General features: G+C 71.4%; 16 protein-coding genes and 1 pseudogene. 9 read left to right on the top strand and 8 right to left on the bottom strand.

The annotated features are described in order from the left end of the window. The first annotated feature begins 63 nt into the window (after nt 1-63). Nucleotides 64-933, top strand: coding sequence for a phytanoyl-CoA dioxygenase family protein (locus ALA01S_RS12120; RefSeq protein ID WP_066336595.1), 870 nt, complete (start codon nt 64-66; stop codon nt 931-933). A gap of 200 nt (nt 934-1,133) precedes the next feature. Further along, a complete protein-coding gene (gene cynS, locus ALA01S_RS12115) occupies nt 1,134-1,577 on the top strand; it encodes a cyanase (protein WP_066336592.1) in 444 nt (147 codons plus the stop codon). Between the two features lie 25 nt (nt 1,578-1,602). Here the strand turns inward: cynS and ALA01S_RS12110 are convergent, their stop codons facing one another. The 8 genes from ALA01S_RS12110 to ALA01S_RS33945 form a co-directional block, all read right to left on the bottom strand. Then, entirely contained in the window at nt 1,603-2,838 is a 1,236-nt protein-coding gene (locus tag ALA01S_RS12110) for a type II secretion system F family protein (protein WP_066336591.1), read from the bottom strand. A gap of 42 nt (nt 2,839-2,880) precedes the next feature. Continuing rightward, nucleotides 2,881-4,584, bottom strand: coding sequence for a GspE/PulE family protein (locus ALA01S_RS12105; protein WP_066336588.1), 1,704 nt, complete (start codon nt 4,582-4,584; stop codon nt 2,881-2,883). 72 nt (nt 4,585-4,656) lie between these two features. Continuing rightward, a complete protein-coding gene (locus tag ALA01S_RS12100) occupies nt 4,657-6,765 on the bottom strand; it encodes a hypothetical protein (RefSeq protein WP_157118964.1) in 2,109 nt (702 codons plus the stop codon). 13 nt (nt 6,766-6,778) lie between these two features. Beyond that, nucleotides 6,779-7,405: a prepilin-type N-terminal cleavage/methylation domain-containing protein gene (locus ALA01S_RS12095; protein ID WP_066336582.1), complete on the bottom strand. Its 627-nt coding sequence runs from the start codon at nt 7,403-7,405 to the stop codon at nt 6,779-6,781. 11 nt (nt 7,406-7,416) lie between these two features. Next, entirely contained in the window at nt 7,417-7,857 is a 441-nt protein-coding gene (locus ALA01S_RS12090; protein ID WP_066336581.1) for a hypothetical protein, read from the bottom strand. A 15-nt stretch (nt 7,858-7,872) separates the two neighbouring features. Next, nucleotides 7,873-8,358, bottom strand: coding sequence for a pilus assembly FimT family protein (locus tag ALA01S_RS12085; RefSeq protein ID WP_066336579.1), 486 nt, complete (start codon nt 8,356-8,358; stop codon nt 7,873-7,875). Nucleotides 8,359-8,454: 96 nt separating this feature from the next. Next, nucleotides 8,455-8,886: a prepilin-type N-terminal cleavage/methylation domain-containing protein gene (locus tag ALA01S_RS35315; RefSeq protein ID WP_066336576.1), complete on the bottom strand. Its 432-nt coding sequence runs from the start codon at nt 8,884-8,886 to the stop codon at nt 8,455-8,457. 364 nt (nt 8,887-9,250) lie between these two features. Then, entirely contained in the window at nt 9,251-9,397 is a 147-nt protein-coding gene (locus tag ALA01S_RS33945; protein ID WP_169805908.1) for a hypothetical protein, read from the bottom strand. A gap of 161 nt (nt 9,398-9,558) precedes the next feature. On the opposite strand from ALA01S_RS33945, the gene pilM reads away from it, so the two are divergent. The 7 genes and pseudogenes from pilM to ALA01S_RS12045 form a co-directional block, all read left to right on the top strand. Then, entirely contained in the window at nt 9,559-10,509 is a 951-nt protein-coding gene (gene pilM, locus ALA01S_RS12075; RefSeq protein ID WP_157118963.1) for a type IV pilus biogenesis protein PilM, read from the top strand. Further along, nucleotides 10,506-11,114 (top strand): hypothetical protein, encoded by a 609-nt coding sequence (locus ALA01S_RS12070; protein WP_066336572.1) that lies wholly within the window; start codon nt 10,506-10,508, stop codon nt 11,112-11,114. Before pilM ends, ALA01S_RS12070 begins: the two co-directional genes overlap by 4 nt. Nucleotides 11,115-11,130: 16 nt before the next feature. Next, complete coding sequence (locus ALA01S_RS12065) at nt 11,131-11,850, top strand: hypothetical protein (protein ID WP_157118962.1); 720 nt, start codon at nt 11,131-11,133, stop codon at nt 11,848-11,850. A gap of 20 nt (nt 11,851-11,870) precedes the next feature. After that, nucleotides 11,871-12,302 carry a hypothetical protein gene (locus ALA01S_RS12060; RefSeq protein ID WP_066336568.1) on the top strand — a complete coding sequence of 144 codons (432 nt, stop codon included), beginning with the start codon at nt 11,871-11,873 and terminating at the stop codon, nt 12,300-12,302. Then, a complete protein-coding gene (locus ALA01S_RS12055) occupies nt 12,299-14,254 on the top strand; it encodes a secretin GspD/PilQ domain-containing protein (protein WP_066336567.1) in 1,956 nt (651 codons plus the stop codon). Before ALA01S_RS12060 ends, ALA01S_RS12055 begins: the two co-directional genes overlap by 4 nt. A 16-nt stretch (nt 14,255-14,270) precedes the next feature. After that, on the top strand, nt 14,271-15,185 hold the full coding sequence (locus tag ALA01S_RS12050) for an ExeA family protein (RefSeq protein WP_066336565.1): 915 nt from the start codon (nt 14,271-14,273) through the stop codon (nt 15,183-15,185). Then, nucleotides 15,182-15,466, top strand: a pseudogene (locus ALA01S_RS12045) (hypothetical protein); the annotation flags it as partial. The gene ALA01S_RS12050 and the pseudogene ALA01S_RS12045, both read left to right, overlap by 4 nt.

Here is a 15,466-nt window from a genome sequence, read left to right as displayed (position 1 = left end):
GGGCGGGCGCGCTGCCTGCCCCGTCTCCTGGGCTGACTTGGCAGCCTGCGGGAGACACAGCGCATGAACACCCCAGCCCCCGGCGGCCCCGCGCCGCAGGCTCCTTACGACACCGCCGCCATCATGGGCGGCCTCTACGGCGACGGCATCATCGCCCTGCGCGGCGCCTTCGAGCGCGCCTGGGTCGAGCGGCTGCGCGAGGACATCGACACCCTCTTCGCCGAAGCCCGCGCCCGCCCCCGCGGCGCGCTGCCGCGCGGCCCCGAGCGCTACTACGTCGAGGTCCACCCCGAGCGCCTGCGCGGCTTCATCGACATCGTCACCCACCCCTGGTTCGTCGCCGTGTGCCGCGCCGTGCTTGGGCCGGACTACAAGGTGATAGAGATCGGCTTCGATGTGCCTGGCCCCGGCGCGCAGGACCAGCCCTGGCACCGCGACTTCCCCATGCCGCCGGAAACGGCCATGGGCCGCCGCCTGAGCTCGCTGGCCTTCAACCTCACGGCCGTGGACACCACGGCGGAGATGGGCCCCTTCGAGATCGCTCCCGGCACGCAGTGGGACGAGTTCGGCCTGGACGCCGAGGCCGGCGGCCGCCGCGAGGCCGGCATGTTCCCGCCGCGCGAGCTTTACCCGCGCTACGAGGCGCTGCGCCAGGTGCGCATGCCCAGGATGGGCGACATCTCCGCGCGCTCGGCGCTCACCGTCCACCGCGGCACGGCCAACCGCTCGCAGTCGTCGCGCCCCGTGCTGGTGGTGGGCGTGGACGCGCCGGACGCCCGCAACGGCGAGCGCCACGACATACAGCTCACGCCCGCCTACTTCGCGTCGCTGCCGGCCGAGGTGCGCCGCCACCTGGGTGGCCGCGTGGTGGACGAGCTGCAGCCCATAGAGCAGGCGCACGCCATAGACGGGCTGCTCAAGGGCGAATACTGAGCGGCGCGGGCCGCACCGCGCGGCTGCGCGTGGCACGGCCCTTGCGGACTGGCGCCCCGCGCCGGCAGCCTCTTGATGCCGGCGCACCTTTTCCACCCGCGCCGGGGTGGCGGGGCCGGCCGCCGTGCACTGCGGCGGTGCCTGCCGTGCCGCCGCCGCGCGGGTGCCCACCCGCCAATGCCGCAAGGAGACACGACAACATGAGCCGCCTGGACGTCACCGAAAAGATCATCGCCGCCAAGGTGTCCAAGGGCCTGAAGTGGTCCGACGTGGCCGACCAGGTCGGCCTGAGCAAGGAATGGGTCACGGCCGCCTGCCTGGGCCAGATGACGCTCAATGCCGAGCAGGCCGCCGTGGTGGCCGACCTCTTCGGCCTCACCGACGAGGAGAAGAAGTGGCTGATGGTCGTCCCCTACAAGGGCTCGCTGCCCACCAGCGTGCCCACCGACCCGCTGATCTACCGCTTCTACGAGCTGGTGAGCGTGTACGGGACGACCTTCAAGGAGCTGATCCACGAGGAGTTCGGCGACGGCATCATGAGCGCCATCGACTTCAGGATGGACCTGCAGCGCGACCCCCACCCGGCAGGCGACCGGGTGAGCATCACGATGTCGGGCAAGTTCCTGCCCTACAAGACCTACTGACCCGGCTGATTGCCCCCGCAACCGCTCAGTGCCCGGCCGGGTGCAGGGCGGCCTGGCCCAGGTTCCACAGCGGCGAGAACACGCCCAGCAGCAGCATGCCCACCAGCAGGCCCATGACGCCCAACAGGATGGGCTCCACCGATTCGCTGAGCTTGCTGACCTCGTAGTTCACGTCCTCGGTGTGGATCTGGGCGATCTGCTCCAGCATCTCCTCCACGTCGCCGGTGGCCTCGCCCACGCTGATCATCTGCAGCTCCATGGAGCTGAAGATGCCCGCCCCGGTGGCCACGCGGGTGAAACCCTCGCCGCGCTCCACGCCGCGGCGCATCTGCAGGATGCGCCGCTCGTAGAACGCATTGCCCACCACGCGCGCGGCCAGCTCCAGCGCCGCCACCAGCGGCACGCCGTTGCGGCTGGCCATGGCGAAGTTGCGGCAAAAGCGCGCCACGCTGGACTTGGAGATGATGCTGCCCACCACCGGCAGCTTGGTCTTGAGCTTGTCCCAGCGGTAGCGCCCGCGCTCCGTGGCCAGCCAGCGCCGCAGCAGCGCCACCCCGCCGCCGCCGCCGGCCAGCAGCACCCACCAGTACTCGCGGCTGAAGTTGGAGATGGCGATGAGCACCTGCGTCACCGGCGGCAGCTCGGCCTTGAGGCTCTTGTAGGTGGAGGCGAACACCGGGATCACGAACAGCATCAGCACCGCCAGGCCTATGGCCACGGCGCCCAGCACGAAGCTCGGGTAGCGCACGGCGGACTTCACTTTCTTGCGGATGTCGCGGTCGAACTCGATCTGCCGGTACAGGGCCTGGAAGCAGTCGTCCAGGCGGCCGGACTGCTCGCCCACGCGCACCATGTTCACGTAGAAGTCGTCGAAGATGTGCGGGTGGCGCGAGAAGGCCGCGCTCAGCTCCAGGCCGCGGTCCAGGTCGTTGCGCACTGCAGTCAAAGCCTTGGCCAGCGCCTTGTGGCCGGTGGTCTTTTGAATGCCTTCTATGGCCAGCAGCAGCGGCATGCCCGCGCGCACCATGTTGGCCAGCTGCCGCGTGAGCATCTGCAGCTCCAGGATGGGCACCTTGTTCTCGCCCGTGATCTCGGCCAGCCAGGGGGGCGATTCCACCGGCTTGGGCATTGGGCGTATGCGCACGGGCGAGATCTCGCTGTCCAGCATCCAGCGGGCCACGGCCTGCGGGGTGGTGGACTCGATGCGGCCCTTCATGCGCTCGCCGAGCTTGTTGCGGCCTTCGTAGAGGTAGGTCTGCATGTGGAGTGCTCCGGTGTGAGGGCGCCGCCGGGTGCGCGACGGTCAGTGGGCGATGGTCATGGCCTCGGCCACGGTGGTGCGGCCCTCCAGCGCCATGGCCACGGCGCCGTGGGCCAGGGTGCGGCCGGCGATCTGCTCGCGCGCCAGGCGTTCCACGCTCTGCACGTCGGCCCGCTGCAGCGCCTCGGTCAGCGGCAGGCTGATCTCCAGCACCTCGTGCACGCCGCGGCGGCCGCTGAAGCCCAGCCCATTGCAGCGCGAGCAGCCCCGGCCCTTGCGGAAGCTGGCCAGCGACAGCTCGTGGGCGCTGGCGTGGTGGGCCACCCAGGCGCGCTCGTTGGGCGTGGGCTCATAGGGCTCGGCGCAGTAGGCACAGGACACGCGCAGCAGCCGCTGCGCCACCACCGCGCGCAGCGTGGAGGCGATCATGTAGCCGGGCACGCCCATGTCCAGCAGCCGCGCCGGCGTGCCCGGCGCGTCGTTGGTGTGCAGGGTGGAGAGCACCATGTGGCCCGTCATGGCCGCGCGCACGGCGATATCGGCGGTCTCGTTGTCGCGTATCTCGCCCACCAGCAGCACGTCCGGGTCCTGGCGCAGCAGCGAGCGCAGCACGCGGGCGAAGGTCAGCTCGATCTTGTCGTTGATCTGCACCTGGTTGATGCCCGCCATGCGGTACTCCACCGGGTCCTCCGCGGTGAGTATCTTCACGCCGGGGTCGTTGAGCGTTTCCAGCGCGGCGTACAGCGTGGTGGTCTTGCCGCTGCCCGTGGGGCCCGTGACCAGCACGATGCCGTGCGGCGCGCGGATGGCGCGGTCCATGCGCTCGGCGGCCCAGGGCGGCATCAGGTCCTCGATGCGCCGGCGCGTGCCGCCCTGGCGCAGCAGCCGCAGCACCACCGACTCGCCGTACTGCGTGGGCATGGTGGACATGCGGATGTCGAAGCGCGAGTCGGCCGACTTCACCGTGATGCGCCCGTCCTGCGGCAGCCGCCGCTCGGCGATGTCCAGCTGCGCCATGAGCTTCAGGCGCACGATGAGCGCCGGCGTGATGCGCGGGTCGGCCTGCACCTGCACGTGCAGCACGCCGTCTATGCGAAAGCGCACCAGCAGCGCGTGCTCCTGGGGCTCGAAGTGGATGTCCGAGGCGTTCACGCGCGCGGCGTCGTCGAAGATGGTCTGCAGCAGCTTGACGATGGGGGCCTCGTCGTCGCTGAGCGTGCCGCCCATGGAGGTCAGGTCGATGACCCGGTCCTGGTCGTCGATCTCTCGCTCCACCTCGCGGGCGAAGGCGCCGATCTGCTCGGTCTTGCGGTAGATGCGGTCAATGGTGGCCAGCAGCTGCTCGTGCGTGATCACGGCCAGCTCCACATGGCGCCGCAGCAGCTGGGCCAGCGCGTCCTGCGCGCGCAGGTCGGTGGGGTCCACCACGCCGACCAGGCAGGCGTCGTCCCCGCGCTGCTCCAGCACCACGGCGCCGAAGCGGCGCGCGTGCTGCTCGCTGAGCTGGCGCACCACGTCCGGCAGCACGTCGAAGCGGCGCAGGTCCACGAAGGGCAGGCCCAGCTGCCGCGCGATGGCCTGGCCCACCTGCTCCTCGCTGGCCATGTCCAGCGCCACGAGCACCTTGCCCAGCAGTTGGCCGCTGTTCCTTTGCTCGGCCAGGGCCTGGGCGAGCTGGTCGGGGCGCAGCAGGCCCTGCTCGATCAGCACGGTGCCCAGGGTCAGGGGTTTGGTGGTGGCTTGCATGTGAGCCTCTTTGCTGTGGGGGGGGGTGGTTGCGGAGATGGGCCGGACGGCGGGCGTTTTCACGTCATGGCCTCACTGCACGGCCTCGGTCCAGCGCGCGGTGCTGGTGGTGGAGCTGGTCACGGGCTGGGGCGTGAGGTCCACGCCCTTGAGGCAGGTGAAGCCGCCGGCCCAGCCGTTGAAGTTGGCGGTGACGCCGCCCAGGGCGAAGGTGGTGTCGGTGTTGGGGACGAAGAAGGCGCAGGTGCCCGCGCACAGCGTGGCGCCGTCCAGCGGCGTGGTGGGCGTGGTGCTCACGGTGAAGGCGGTGGTGGCGGCGTTGGCCGCGCTCACCGCCGTCACCCGCGTGCCGGGCGTGATCGCGCCGGTGCCGGACTTGAGCGCGATGAGCATCTGCGGCGACGTGACCGTGGGCTGGCTGGACGTGGCGGGCAGGTACAGCGTGCTGCCCGGCGTGCCGGCGTAGAGGTTGGTGCCGGGCGCCACGTAGGTGGCCGCGCCGCTGATGGCGTAGCGGCCCACGCCGCCCGTGGCCTCGGTGGCGCCGTAGCCGTTGTTCGGTGTGGCCTGGCTGCTGATGCTGCGCCCCGAAACCAGGCCGGAGAGCGCGTCGCCCGCCGCGAAGTGGCAGACGGTGCAGGCCGAGACGCGCAGCACGGTGGAGCTCACCGTCCAGGTGCGGTTGTTGGCCGAGGGCACGTTGAGCGCGCCGCTGAGCTGGTAGCGGCCGCGGCCGCCCAACTGTTCATTGGCCAGCAGCGGCGTCACCTGGGCCGTGACGGTGCCGCAGCTGGTGTTGGTGGGGCAGCTCGGGTTGCCGTTGCCGCCGGACCACGACACCGTGTCGCCCACGCTGATGACCTGGCCGGGGTTGCCCGTGAAGCTGGCGCCCACGGTGAGCGTGCCGCTGCTGATGCTGGTGGTGTCGGCGTTGTTGCTCACCCAGCGCGCGCCCACGGCGCCGCTGCCGCGGCCCTTGTAGGAGGAGGCGTTGACGGCCAGCGGCGAGGTACCGGTGAAGTTGGGGTTGCGCGCGTACCAGATTTCCGCGTTCACGTTGGCCGGCGCGCCGGTGACCTGCGGGCTCGGGTACTTGGCGATGCGCGTCATGGCCACGTTCTGGCCCGTGCCGGCGTTGGTGCCAAAGGTCACGCCGCTGAGCTCATCGCTGAGCTGCGTGACGTTGGCGGAGAAGGAGAAGACCAGCGTGTCGCCGCCCTGGCACCAGCTGGTGCAGCTCTGCGTGGTGGTGCCGGGCGCGGCGCACGTGCCGCCACTGGTGGCCGTGCCGTCGTTGGTGCCGCCGGTGCTGCTGCCGTTGGAGCCCACGGTCTTGGAGGTGGCGTCGTTGTTGCGGGTGTTCCAGTAGCTGGCCGCGCCGGCGGCCGTGGTGGGGCCGGTGAGCGTGGGCGCGCTGGTGCCCAGGAAGAAGCCGCCCACCTCCGCGAGGTTGTTGCGGCCCTTGGTCATGGTCTGGTAGATGGGGTAGGTGCTGCCGGCCGGGATGAGCACCGCGTTGCCCATCAGGCCCACGCTGTTGTTGCCCGCGGCCGGCGAGCTCACGCTCATCTGCAGCCGGCAGTTGGAGGCGGCGGCGCAGCTCGCCTGGTTGTTGCCCTGCTCGTCGTAGGTGAGCGCGAAGAGGCCGATGCCGGTGACGGCGGCCGTGTTCTGGAGCTGCAGCTGCCAGTTGAGCGTGGGCGAGTTGGCGCAGTCGGTGGTGGCGCCGTTGCAGTAGACGCCGTTGCGCACGGTGAGGTTCATGTCCTGCGTCAGCGTGCTTTGGGTGTTGCCCACCCGGCCCACCGAGGTCACGGTGCAGGCGCCGCAGGGCGTGGCGCCGCTGTTGTCGCAGTTGGCGGGCGAGGAGACGGCGCTCAGGCCCACCGTGCCGCGGCCCAGCGTGTAGGTGCTGGCGATGCCGGTGCAGGAGTTGTTGGTGTAGCTGCCCACCAGCGCCGCGGCCAGGCTGGCCTGGGCCTTTTCCAGGCCGCTTTCGGCCAGGAAGAAGGCGGCCGTGCGGTCGGCCTGGCGCTGGCTCTCGGCCACGTTGCCGCTGCTCATGTTGAGCATCTGCGTCAGGCCGAACACCACGGTGGCGACGAGGAAGAGCATGGCCACGACCGTGACCATGCCGCGCTGGGTCGCGGGCCTGGCGTGGGAGCGAAGGCGGGGCGTCATGGCGCGCGGGGCTTCAGTTGTTGCGCACGGCCACCAGCGTGCGGGTCTGGGTGGCTTGCAGCCCGGGCGGCTGCACGGTGAGGCTCAGCTCCACGAAGCGCAGCGCCGCGGCGCTGGTCGTGGTGGCGAGCGCCGCGTCCAGGTAGCGCATGGAAAACGCGCTGGCGTAGCCGGTGAGCGTGCGCGTGGCGGCGGGGCTGGCCAGGCTGCCGGCATAGCGCAGGCTCAGGCTGGTGCCGTTGGCGGGCCACTGGATGGTGACGGCGATGTCGCCGTTGGCCGAGGCCGGCGACGCGCCGCCGCAGGCCGAGACGTAGCCGCCGCTGGTCTTGTTGAACACCATCTGCGTGGCCGTCATGGTGCTCACACAGTAGGCGGCACTGGCGCGGTCGTACTTGAGCTCGCGGATTTCGCGCGCCAGCCGCTCCAGCGCGGCGCGGCCCTCGTCCAGCGCGGCGCTGTCGGCATTGACCCTGCGCGCCAGCTCCCAACCGTTGACCCAGAAGAAGGTGGCCGTCACGGCCAGCAGGCTCAGCAGCCCGGCCGAGAGGATGAGCTCCACCAGCGTGAAGCCGTGCTGGCGCGGCGGCCGCGCGTGGCGGCGAAGGCGAGGGCGGGCGCTGGACGGGACAGGAGCCATGGCCGCGGACCTCAGTAGGCGCTGAGCTGCAGCGTGAGCGCCGGCAGCACTGCGGCGGCGCCGTTGGCGCGGGCGAGGGTGATGGTGGCCGTGCAGGTGGCGCTGGCGCAGGTGGTGATGCTGGTGCCGGCGGCGTCGAGCAGCGCCACGCCAGGGTTGGCGGCGAATCCGCCCACGCCGCCCAAGCTGTTGCACAGGCTGGCGTTGACGTTGGTGAAACCCAGTTGCCGCCGCAGGCCCAGCAGCCGCTCGGCGCAGGCGCGCTGGATTTCCAGGCCCACGTACTGGTCGCGCGCCTCGTTCTGGGTGGCGAAGACGCGGGGCTGCATGCTCAGCAGCCCGGCCGCCACCAGGCCCAGCAGGCCGATGACCAGCACCGTTTCCAGCAGCGCGAAGCCCCGGGGCCGCGCCGCGGCGCGGCGCGCTTGGGCGCAAAGGCGTGGCGTGTGCATGGCGTCTTGCCGGGGTCAGGGGCTGACCGACACGCGCCCCGTCAGCGCGGCGACCGTGACGGTCCAGGTCGCCGTGCTGCCGGCGCTGGTGACGCTCAGCGTGAAACTGGTGTCCGCCGCCAGCGGCGTGCCGGCGGCGTTGAGGGGCTGGCCCAAGGTGTTGAAGACCACGGCGGCGCCCGCGAGCGAGACGCCCTGGCTGAACGTGAGGCTCTCGTCCGTGTTGCACGGCGTGGTGCCGGTGGTGCAGGCCAGCGCCACGCGGCCGTTGCCGCCGGCCACCGCCACGCTCACGCCCATGCGCTGGGCGCGGGCCATGGCCAGGCCCTGGGCGCGGCGCAGCAAGTCGGCCAGGGCCTGGGCCTGCGTGGACACCGTCAGGCTGGCCGGCGTGGCGAGCTTGGCCATGGCGAAGCCGCCCAACGCCGTCAGCAGCACGATGGTGAAGATGGCTTCCAGCAGGGTGAAGCCCTGCCGGGAGCGGCGCAGCCTTGTGTTCATGCGCGGGTGCTCAGGCCAGGAATGGGCGCAAAGCGCTCCCGCCGCGCGAAGGCTTCAGGCCCTGCGGCGGCGGCGGGAGCGGTCCTCAGGGCTCGCTCAGGCGCCGTAGGCGTTGAACGTGACCGTGCGGCCGTTGGGCGTGTTCAGCGTGCAGGTGGCCGTGGTGCCGTTAGTGGGCAGCGCGGTGGTGCCCGACACGGTATAGCCGGCGGGGACGTCCACCATGGCGGTCAGCGCGGCGTTGGCCAGGTCGGTGCAAATCGCCAGCGGCCAGTAGGTGCAGCCCGCGGGCGTGTTCGCCGCGGTGCAGGCCGTGGCGTTGGGCACGTTCTTGCGGCCGTAGTTCACCGAGGTGGCCGAGGCGATGGCTGCGCCCACGCCCGCGGCCACGCCCACCTCGGCGTCGCCGCTGAGGTTCTGGAACTTCGGAATGGCCACCGCCGCCAGCACGCCGATGATCACGATGGTGATGATCAGCTCGATCAGCGTGAAACCCTTTTGAGCCAGCTTGCCGAAACGCGTCTTCATGTCTGTTTCCTTCACGGTTTAAAAGTCAACGGTCTTGGGGTGCGCTGCCCCTGGCCGGTCCGCGTCCGCCGCCTCCTCCGGATCCCTTCTGACGGCGGTTGGCCGGTCGGCCCTGTCGATGGCGCGTTACAAGGCTAAATGGACCGTTTCATATAAGTCCATGCCCTGAAATATTCGGCGTCCTGGTTTTGATCGGGTTTCGATCGGGTTTTGGGGGAAGGTCTTGAACAAAATGGGTAATACCTACCGCGTGCCATTACCCAGCGCGGCTGGAGGCGCTTACCCAATAGCGGCTGGACGGATTGCTGGCGCCGGCAAAAACCTTTCGATGAAAGATCAGGAGATTGTTAAATCCAAGGCTACTTCACGAAAAGTCGTGGATTGACAGGCGTTTTTTGCTTAAGGCCTGGTCTGAAGGGCTGTGTTTTCTGCCTGTTTCGGCCTGCCGCTCCACCAGTGAAGCCATCGGTTCAATATTTGATTGTTTGAATGAGTGAGGGATGGTTTTCACCAATCCTGGGGATGGGGTACCGCCTTGTCACGGTATTTGCCGGGACATTTTGCGCATGGTCTTGAATGGGGGGCGGGTATTTAATGGCGTCGTAACAAATCATGAGATTCACAACAGGACGAGGCTTTGCGTAAACGCGCGGGCTGGTTCAGGTGGGACACATGGGACTAGGTGCCAATACAAGCGGATGGACGGTGCTGGACAGCGGCGACGGGCGGTCTATGTGCGCCGTGAGCGTGCGCTGTGCCGCGCGCGGCGGGCAGCGCCCAAGGGTGCTGGCCGCGGTGGAGGTGGCGTGCGCCGACGCCCAGGCCGAGCCTGATGCGCTGCGCGGGCTCATGGGCCAGGTGGAGCGGCGGCTGCCGCTGCTGTGCACGCTCTCGCGCTCTCAATACCGGCTGCGCGTGATGGCCGAGCCGGCGGTGCCGGCGCGCGAGCTGTTGCAAAGCCTGCGCTGGGCGCTGAGCACCGAGGGGGACACGCCGCAGGAGGAGCACAACCTGGCCTGGCTGCCCATTCCCGCGCAGGAGCAGGCGCCCTCGCGCGGCCGCCAGGGCTACGTAGTGAGCACGCCTTCCGAGGCGCTGGATGCGCGGCTGGCCACCTGGCGTGCGGCCGGCGTGCGGCCCAAGGTGGTGGACATCCGCGAGACGGCGCTGCGCAACCTGGCCGGCGCGGTGGAGCCGCCGGGCCAGAGCGTGGCGCTGCTCAGCGCCGAGGCAGCGGGCGTGGCCATGGTGTTCACGCACCAGGGCGCGCTGGTCCTGGACCGCTTCGCCGAGCTGGCGGCCGAGGAGCCGGGGGCCGCCGACCCCGCCGCGCACGAGCGCCAGCAGGAGCGCATCGCCACGCAGCTGCAGCGCTCGCTGGACGTGCTGGGCCATGCCTATCCCGGCCTGCCGCCCGCCAGCGTGCTGGCCGGCCCCGCGCCGAGGTGGCCGGAGCTGGGTACCTTCCTGTCCGCGCGGCTGGCGCAGCCGGTGCTGCCTTTCGCGCTGGAGCAGGTGTTCGACCTCACCGAGGTGCCGCACCTGGCGCAGTCCGCCGCGCTGCAGGCGCGCTGCATGGTGGCCCTGGGCGCGGCGCTGCGCGGCATGAGGGAAGCGGCATGAGACGGCACGCCAGCGTCATCCACATCAACCTGCTGCAGCCGCGCGCGGCCACGTTCGGGGTCGGCAAGTCGCTGGCGGCGCTGCTGGCGCTGGCCCTGGCGGGCGTGGCCTACCACGGCAGCGACGTTTCCTCCGCTTCGTCCCGGGCGCGGCGCGAGCGCGACGATTTGGCGCAGCAGCTCTCGCAGGCCAAGGCGCGGCTGGCCGCGCTGCGCGGCGAGCAGGCGCAAAACGCCGGCGTGCTGCAGTTGCGCCAGGAGGTCGAGTCGCTCAGGCCGCAGGCGCAGGCCGCGCAGGCGTTGACGGACGCGATGCACGCGGCCGAGGGCGGGCGCGCCGACGCTTTCCTGCAGGCGCTGGGGGCGCTGGCCAGCGTGAAGGAGCCGGGGCTGTGGCTCACGGCGCTCAACGTGGGCGAGGGCGGCCGGCGCCTGGAGGTGCAGGGCGTGGCCGGCAGCGGCGCGGCGGTGCTGCGCTTCGCGCGCCGCGCCAACGAGCTGCTGCAGCCCCTGGGCGCGCGGCTGGATGGGCTGGAGATGCAGCCGCTGCCGCAGGGCGGCGGCCAGGGCGGGCAGGGCGGCGCCGTGTCCTTCCGGCTGCGCTGATGACCGGGGGTGAATGATGAAAGCCAAGTTGCTGCAGCTCCTGAACCGTCTGGAGGACCTCTCGCTGCGCGAGCGCGTGATGGTGGTGGCCGGCGTGCCGCTGGCGCTGGTGGCCGCGGCCGAGGCGCTGTGGTTCACCCCCGCGCGCGACGCCGCCGTGCACGCCGCGCAGGAGTCCGAACGGCTGCGCACCGAGTTGGGCACGCTGCAGGCGCAGCTCTCAGCCCAGCCCGCCACGGCGCCGCTGCCCGCGGCCGACCAGTTGCAGCGCGAGCGCGGCGAGCTGCGGCAGCGCGTGGCAGCCTCGCGCGAGCTGCTGGCCGCCGTGAGCCAGCCCATGGCCTGGGGCTCGGTGCTGCGCCCAACGGCTTCCGGCGTGCCCGGCCTGGCCATCACCCAGCTCAAGGCGCTGCCGGCCGAGGCCGTGTTCACCCCCGCCATGGCGCGCCAGGCGCTGGCGCCCGCGCCCAAGCCCGGCGCCCCCAACGCCGCGGCGCAGGCCGCCAGCGCGGCGCCGGTGGCGCTGCCGGACATGCCCTCCATCTACCGCCACCGCGCCGAGATCGCGCTGGACGGCGAGTTCGCCGCGCTGCTGCGCTACCTGCAGAGCCTGCAGCGCGCGCCCGGCGAGCTGTACTGGGACCGGCTGCAGTTCAGCGCCGCCAACTTCCCGCAGGCCAGCCTGCAGCTGAGCCTCTACACGCTGAGCAATCGCGCGGAAACGCCCTTCAACTGATGCATCGCGGAGCCTCGCCCATGAAGTCCGACCACCATCGCCGCCGCCCCCGGCGCGCGCGCCTGGCAGCGCTGGCCTTGGCCGCCGCCGCGGCCGCCGTCGCGACCCCTGCCGCCCTGGCGGCGGATTCCATGAGCGGCCTGGGCGCGTCCTTCCGCCCGGCCGCCGGTGCCGACGCCCGCCCGGATGCCGGCGCCGCGCGCGGCGATGCGCTGCCGGGGCTGCGCGTCGTCCTGCTGCGCGGCGGGCGCCAGGCCGCCGCCATCGACGGGCGCATGGTGCACGTGGGCGACAGCGTCAACGGCCTGCGCGTCACGCGCATAGACGCCCAGGGCGTCACCCTTTCCGGCGAGGACGGCGCTTCCGAGCGGCTGCTGGTCAACCCCTCGGTGCTCAAGAACACGCGCGCGGCGGCCGGCGCCCGCGGCTCCAACGGTGGAGAACGCCCATGAAAACCTGTGCCTTTCTTGCCGCGGCCGTGCTGCTGGGCGGCTGCGCTTCTCCGCAGAGCGCACGCGACCCTTCCACGCAGCAGCGCATCGACGAGACGCTGCGCCAGGCCGCGCAGCCCCGGCCCGCGCCGGCGCCTGAGCTGCCGCCGGCCGTGAGCCAGTCGCTGCTGCCGCCGCTGCGCGGCACGCTGCCGCGCGGCGCCGTGCCGCAGGCCGAGCCGCGCTTTGACCTGGTGGTTTCCGACGCACCCATCAGCCAGGTGCTGCATGCCATCGCGTCGGACTCGCGCTGGAGCATCCTGCTCAGCCCAAGGGCCGGCCTGCCGGCCGCACCCGTGTCCGGCGCGCAGGGCGAGGCCGCGGCCGCCGCCAGCCGCCGCGAGCTGCTCACCGTGCACCTGAAGAACGTCACCGTGTTCGAGGCGCTGGACTCCATACGCGAGACCTACGGCTACGAGTACAGCGTCTCCGGCACGCGCATCGTCGTGGAGCCGCCGGAGCTGCAGACGCGCTTCTACATCGTGAACTACACGCTGGGCCAGCGCCGCGGCGTGAGCGACATCCAGGTCGTGGCCGGCGCGGCCACGGGCGGCGGCGGGGGCTCCTCCGGCAGCGGCGGCAGCGGCGGCGGCTCGTCGTCTTCCGGCGGCAGCGGCGGCAGTGGAGGCAACGGCGGCGGCGCGGCCAGCTACGGCTCCACGCAGGCCAGTGCGCTGAGCACCATCTCCAAGTCGGACTTCTGGGGCGAACTCGAAGACTCGATGCGCACCATCCTGGCCTGCCAGATTCCCAAGCTCGGCCCCTCCGGCGCGCGCGCCGGCGCCGCCGGCAGCGGCGGCAGCGCCGCCGTCGCCTCCAGCCGCGCCGACGTGTCCTACCTGGGCGACGCGCCCACCGGCGAGCGGCTGCGCGGCGTGGAGGGCTGCGGCGACGGCCGCGCCGTGAGCGTCAACCAGATGAGCGGCACGGTGCTGGTGCGCGGCATGCCCAAGGAGCTGCGCACCGTGGAGCGGCTGCTGCGCGCCATGCAGCTCACCGTGGAGCGCCAGGTCATCATCGAAGCCAAGGTCATCGACGTCCAGCTCAACAAGGACTCGCAGCAGGGCATCAATTGGGCCGCCTTCCGCGAAGGCCTGGTGCGCGGCGGCGTGGGGGCCAACACCGCGCTGGTGGGCGCCACCGGCACGCCCGCCGCCGGGCGCGTGGCCACCGGCGCCACGCTGGCGGACTTCCTGGGCGGGCAGATGCTCGACGGCATGGGCACCAGCGCCTTCACCGCCGGCGTGGGCCTGGCGCTGCGCGGCTCGCAGTTCGCGGCACTGATCAACTTCCTGGAGACGCAGGGCGACGTGCACGTGCTCTCCAGCCCGCGCATCGCCACGCTCAACAACCAGAAGGCCGTGATCAAGGTCGGCACCGAGGAGCCCTTCATCACCGCCATCACGCCGGGCTCCACCAGCCTGGCCTCGTCGGCCGCGGTGTCGGTGCCGCCCACGCTGACCTATCAGCCCTTCTTCTCCGGCATCTCGCTGGACGTGACGCCGCAGATCGACGAGCGCGACCGCGTCACGCTGCACGTGCACGCGCTGGTCAACGCCATCACCGAGAAGCTCAAGCCCTCGTCCACGCAGGCCGGCTCGGCGGCCGTGCCGCTGGCCGTGAGCAGCGTCAACGAGACCGACAGCGTGGTGAAGACCGTGGACGGGACCATGGTGGTCATCGGCGGCCTCATGACCGAGAGCAGCAACAACACGCGCTCGGCCATTCCCGGCGCGGGCGACGTGCCGCTGGCCGGCGCGCTGTTCCGCAAGGCGGAGCAGGCTTCCAGCAAGCGCGAGCTGGTCATCCTCATCAAGCCCACGGTGGTCAAGATGGAGGCGGATTGGGCCGAGGACATCGCCGCCGCGTCGCGCCGCATCCAGGACATGGACAGCCGCATGCGCACGGACTGAGAAGGGCTTCCCCGCCATGTACGCGCAACACTTCCAGCTCCGGGAGCTGCCTTTCGGCATCACCCCGGACACCAGCTACTTCTTCGCTTCGCACTCCTCGCAGCAGGCGCTCAACACGCTGCTGGTGGCTGCGCGCACGGGCGAGGGCTTCATCAAGATCACCGGCGAGGTGGGCACCGGCAAGACCATGTTGTGCCGGCAACTGCTGGGCTGCCTGGGCTCGGAGTTCCAAGTGGCCTACGTGCCCAACCCCTGCCTCACGCCCATGGGGCTGCTCATGGCGCTGGCCGACGAGCTGGGCGCGAGCACCGAGCCGCTGGCGCGTGCGGCGCGCACCCATCACGCCTACCTGCTGATCCAGTCGCTCAACCTGCGCCTGCTGGAGCTGGCGGCACAGGGGCGGCACGTGCTGGTGTGCCTGGACGAGGTGCAGGCCATGCCCATCGAGACGCTGGAGACGCTGCGGCTGCTCACCAACCTGGAGACCGAGAAGCGCAAGCTGGTGCAGGTGGTGATCTTTGGGCAGCCCGAGCTCGATGAGCGGCTCAACCATCCCTCCATCCGGCAGTTGCGCCAGCGCATCACGTTCGAGTATCGGCTGGCGCCCCTGGGCCGCCAGGAGCTGGCGCAGTACCTGGACCATCGCATGTCGGTGGCCGGCTACCAGGGCGCGGGCGTGTTCTCCACCCCCGCGCGCTGGCTGCTGAAGTGGCGCACGCGCGGCTTTCCGCGGCTGGTGAACATCGTGGCGCACAAGGCGCTGATGTGCGCCTATGGCGCGGGCCGGCCCAGGGTGGGCTGGCGCGAGATGCGCCGCGCCATCGCCGACACGGCGTCGCTGCGCGCGCGGGTGTTGCCGCGCGCGGCCCTGGCCGCGCTGGCGGCGCTTGGGCTGGGTTTCATGGTCTTCGAATGGATGGGGGCGGTATGAGCGTCATCAACACGATGCTGCGCGACCTGGACCGGCGCGGCAGCGGGGCTTCAGCCGCTGCCCAGGACGGCGGCGGCGCGGTGCGGACCGTCAAGCCGCGGCCTGCCGGCGTGTCGCGGCGCGAGGCCGTGATCGTCCTGACGGGCGTGCTGGCGGTGTCGCTGGCAGGGGGCTGGTGGTGGCAGACGCAGCGCCTGGCCGCCGCGCTGCCGGCGGCCGTGCCGGCGCCGCCGCTGCCGCCCATGGCCGCGGCCTCGCCCATGCCGGCGCAGGCCCCGCAG

It is taken from the genome of Azohydromonas lata NBRC 102462, assembly GCF_001571085.1.
Classification (GTDB): Bacteria; Pseudomonadota; Gammaproteobacteria; order Burkholderiales; family Burkholderiaceae_C; genus Azohydromonas; species Azohydromonas lata.
Note: the sequence above shows the minus strand (reverse complement) of the source record. Positions and strands in the feature narration are given on the sequence as shown.

Excerpts from the sequence above, each read along its gene's own strand:
- ALA01S_RS12120 (WP_066336595.1), top strand. The coding sequence starts at position 64 with ATGAACACCCCAGCCCCCGGCGGCCCCGCGCCGCAGGCTCCTTACGAC.
- ALA01S_RS12090 (WP_066336581.1), bottom strand. The coding sequence starts at position 7,857 with ATGCACACGCCACGCCTTTGCGCCCAAGCGCGCCGCGCCGCGGCGCGG.
- ALA01S_RS12105 (WP_066336588.1), bottom strand. The coding sequence starts at position 4,584 with ATGCAAGCCACCACCAAACCCCTGACCCTGGGCACCGTGCTGATCGAG.
- ALA01S_RS12050 (WP_066336565.1), top strand. The coding sequence starts at position 14,271 with ATGTACGCGCAACACTTCCAGCTCCGGGAGCTGCCTTTCGGCATCACC.
- ALA01S_RS12070 (WP_066336572.1), top strand. The coding sequence starts at position 10,506 with ATGAGACGGCACGCCAGCGTCATCCACATCAACCTGCTGCAGCCGCGC.
- ALA01S_RS12060 (WP_066336568.1), top strand. The coding sequence starts at position 11,871 with ATGAAGTCCGACCACCATCGCCGCCGCCCCCGGCGCGCGCGCCTGGCA.
- ALA01S_RS12065 (WP_157118962.1), top strand. The coding sequence starts at position 11,131 with ATGAAAGCCAAGTTGCTGCAGCTCCTGAACCGTCTGGAGGACCTCTCG.
- ALA01S_RS35315 (WP_066336576.1), bottom strand. The coding sequence starts at position 8,886 with ATGAAGACGCGTTTCGGCAAGCTGGCTCAAAAGGGTTTCACGCTGATC.
- ALA01S_RS12095 (WP_066336582.1), bottom strand. The coding sequence starts at position 7,405 with ATGGCTCCTGTCCCGTCCAGCGCCCGCCCTCGCCTTCGCCGCCACGCG.
- cynS (WP_066336592.1), top strand. The coding sequence starts at position 1,134 with ATGAGCCGCCTGGACGTCACCGAAAAGATCATCGCCGCCAAGGTGTCC.
- ALA01S_RS12110 (WP_066336591.1), bottom strand. The coding sequence starts at position 2,838 with ATGCAGACCTACCTCTACGAAGGCCGCAACAAGCTCGGCGAGCGCATG.
- pilM (WP_157118963.1), top strand. The coding sequence starts at position 9,559 with ATGGGACTAGGTGCCAATACAAGCGGATGGACGGTGCTGGACAGCGGC.
- ALA01S_RS12055 (WP_066336567.1), top strand. The coding sequence starts at position 12,299 with ATGAAAACCTGTGCCTTTCTTGCCGCGGCCGTGCTGCTGGGCGGCTGC.
- ALA01S_RS12085 (WP_066336579.1), bottom strand. The coding sequence starts at position 8,358 with ATGAACACAAGGCTGCGCCGCTCCCGGCAGGGCTTCACCCTGCTGGAA.
- ALA01S_RS12100 (WP_157118964.1), bottom strand. The coding sequence starts at position 6,765 with ATGACGCCCCGCCTTCGCTCCCACGCCAGGCCCGCGACCCAGCGCGGC.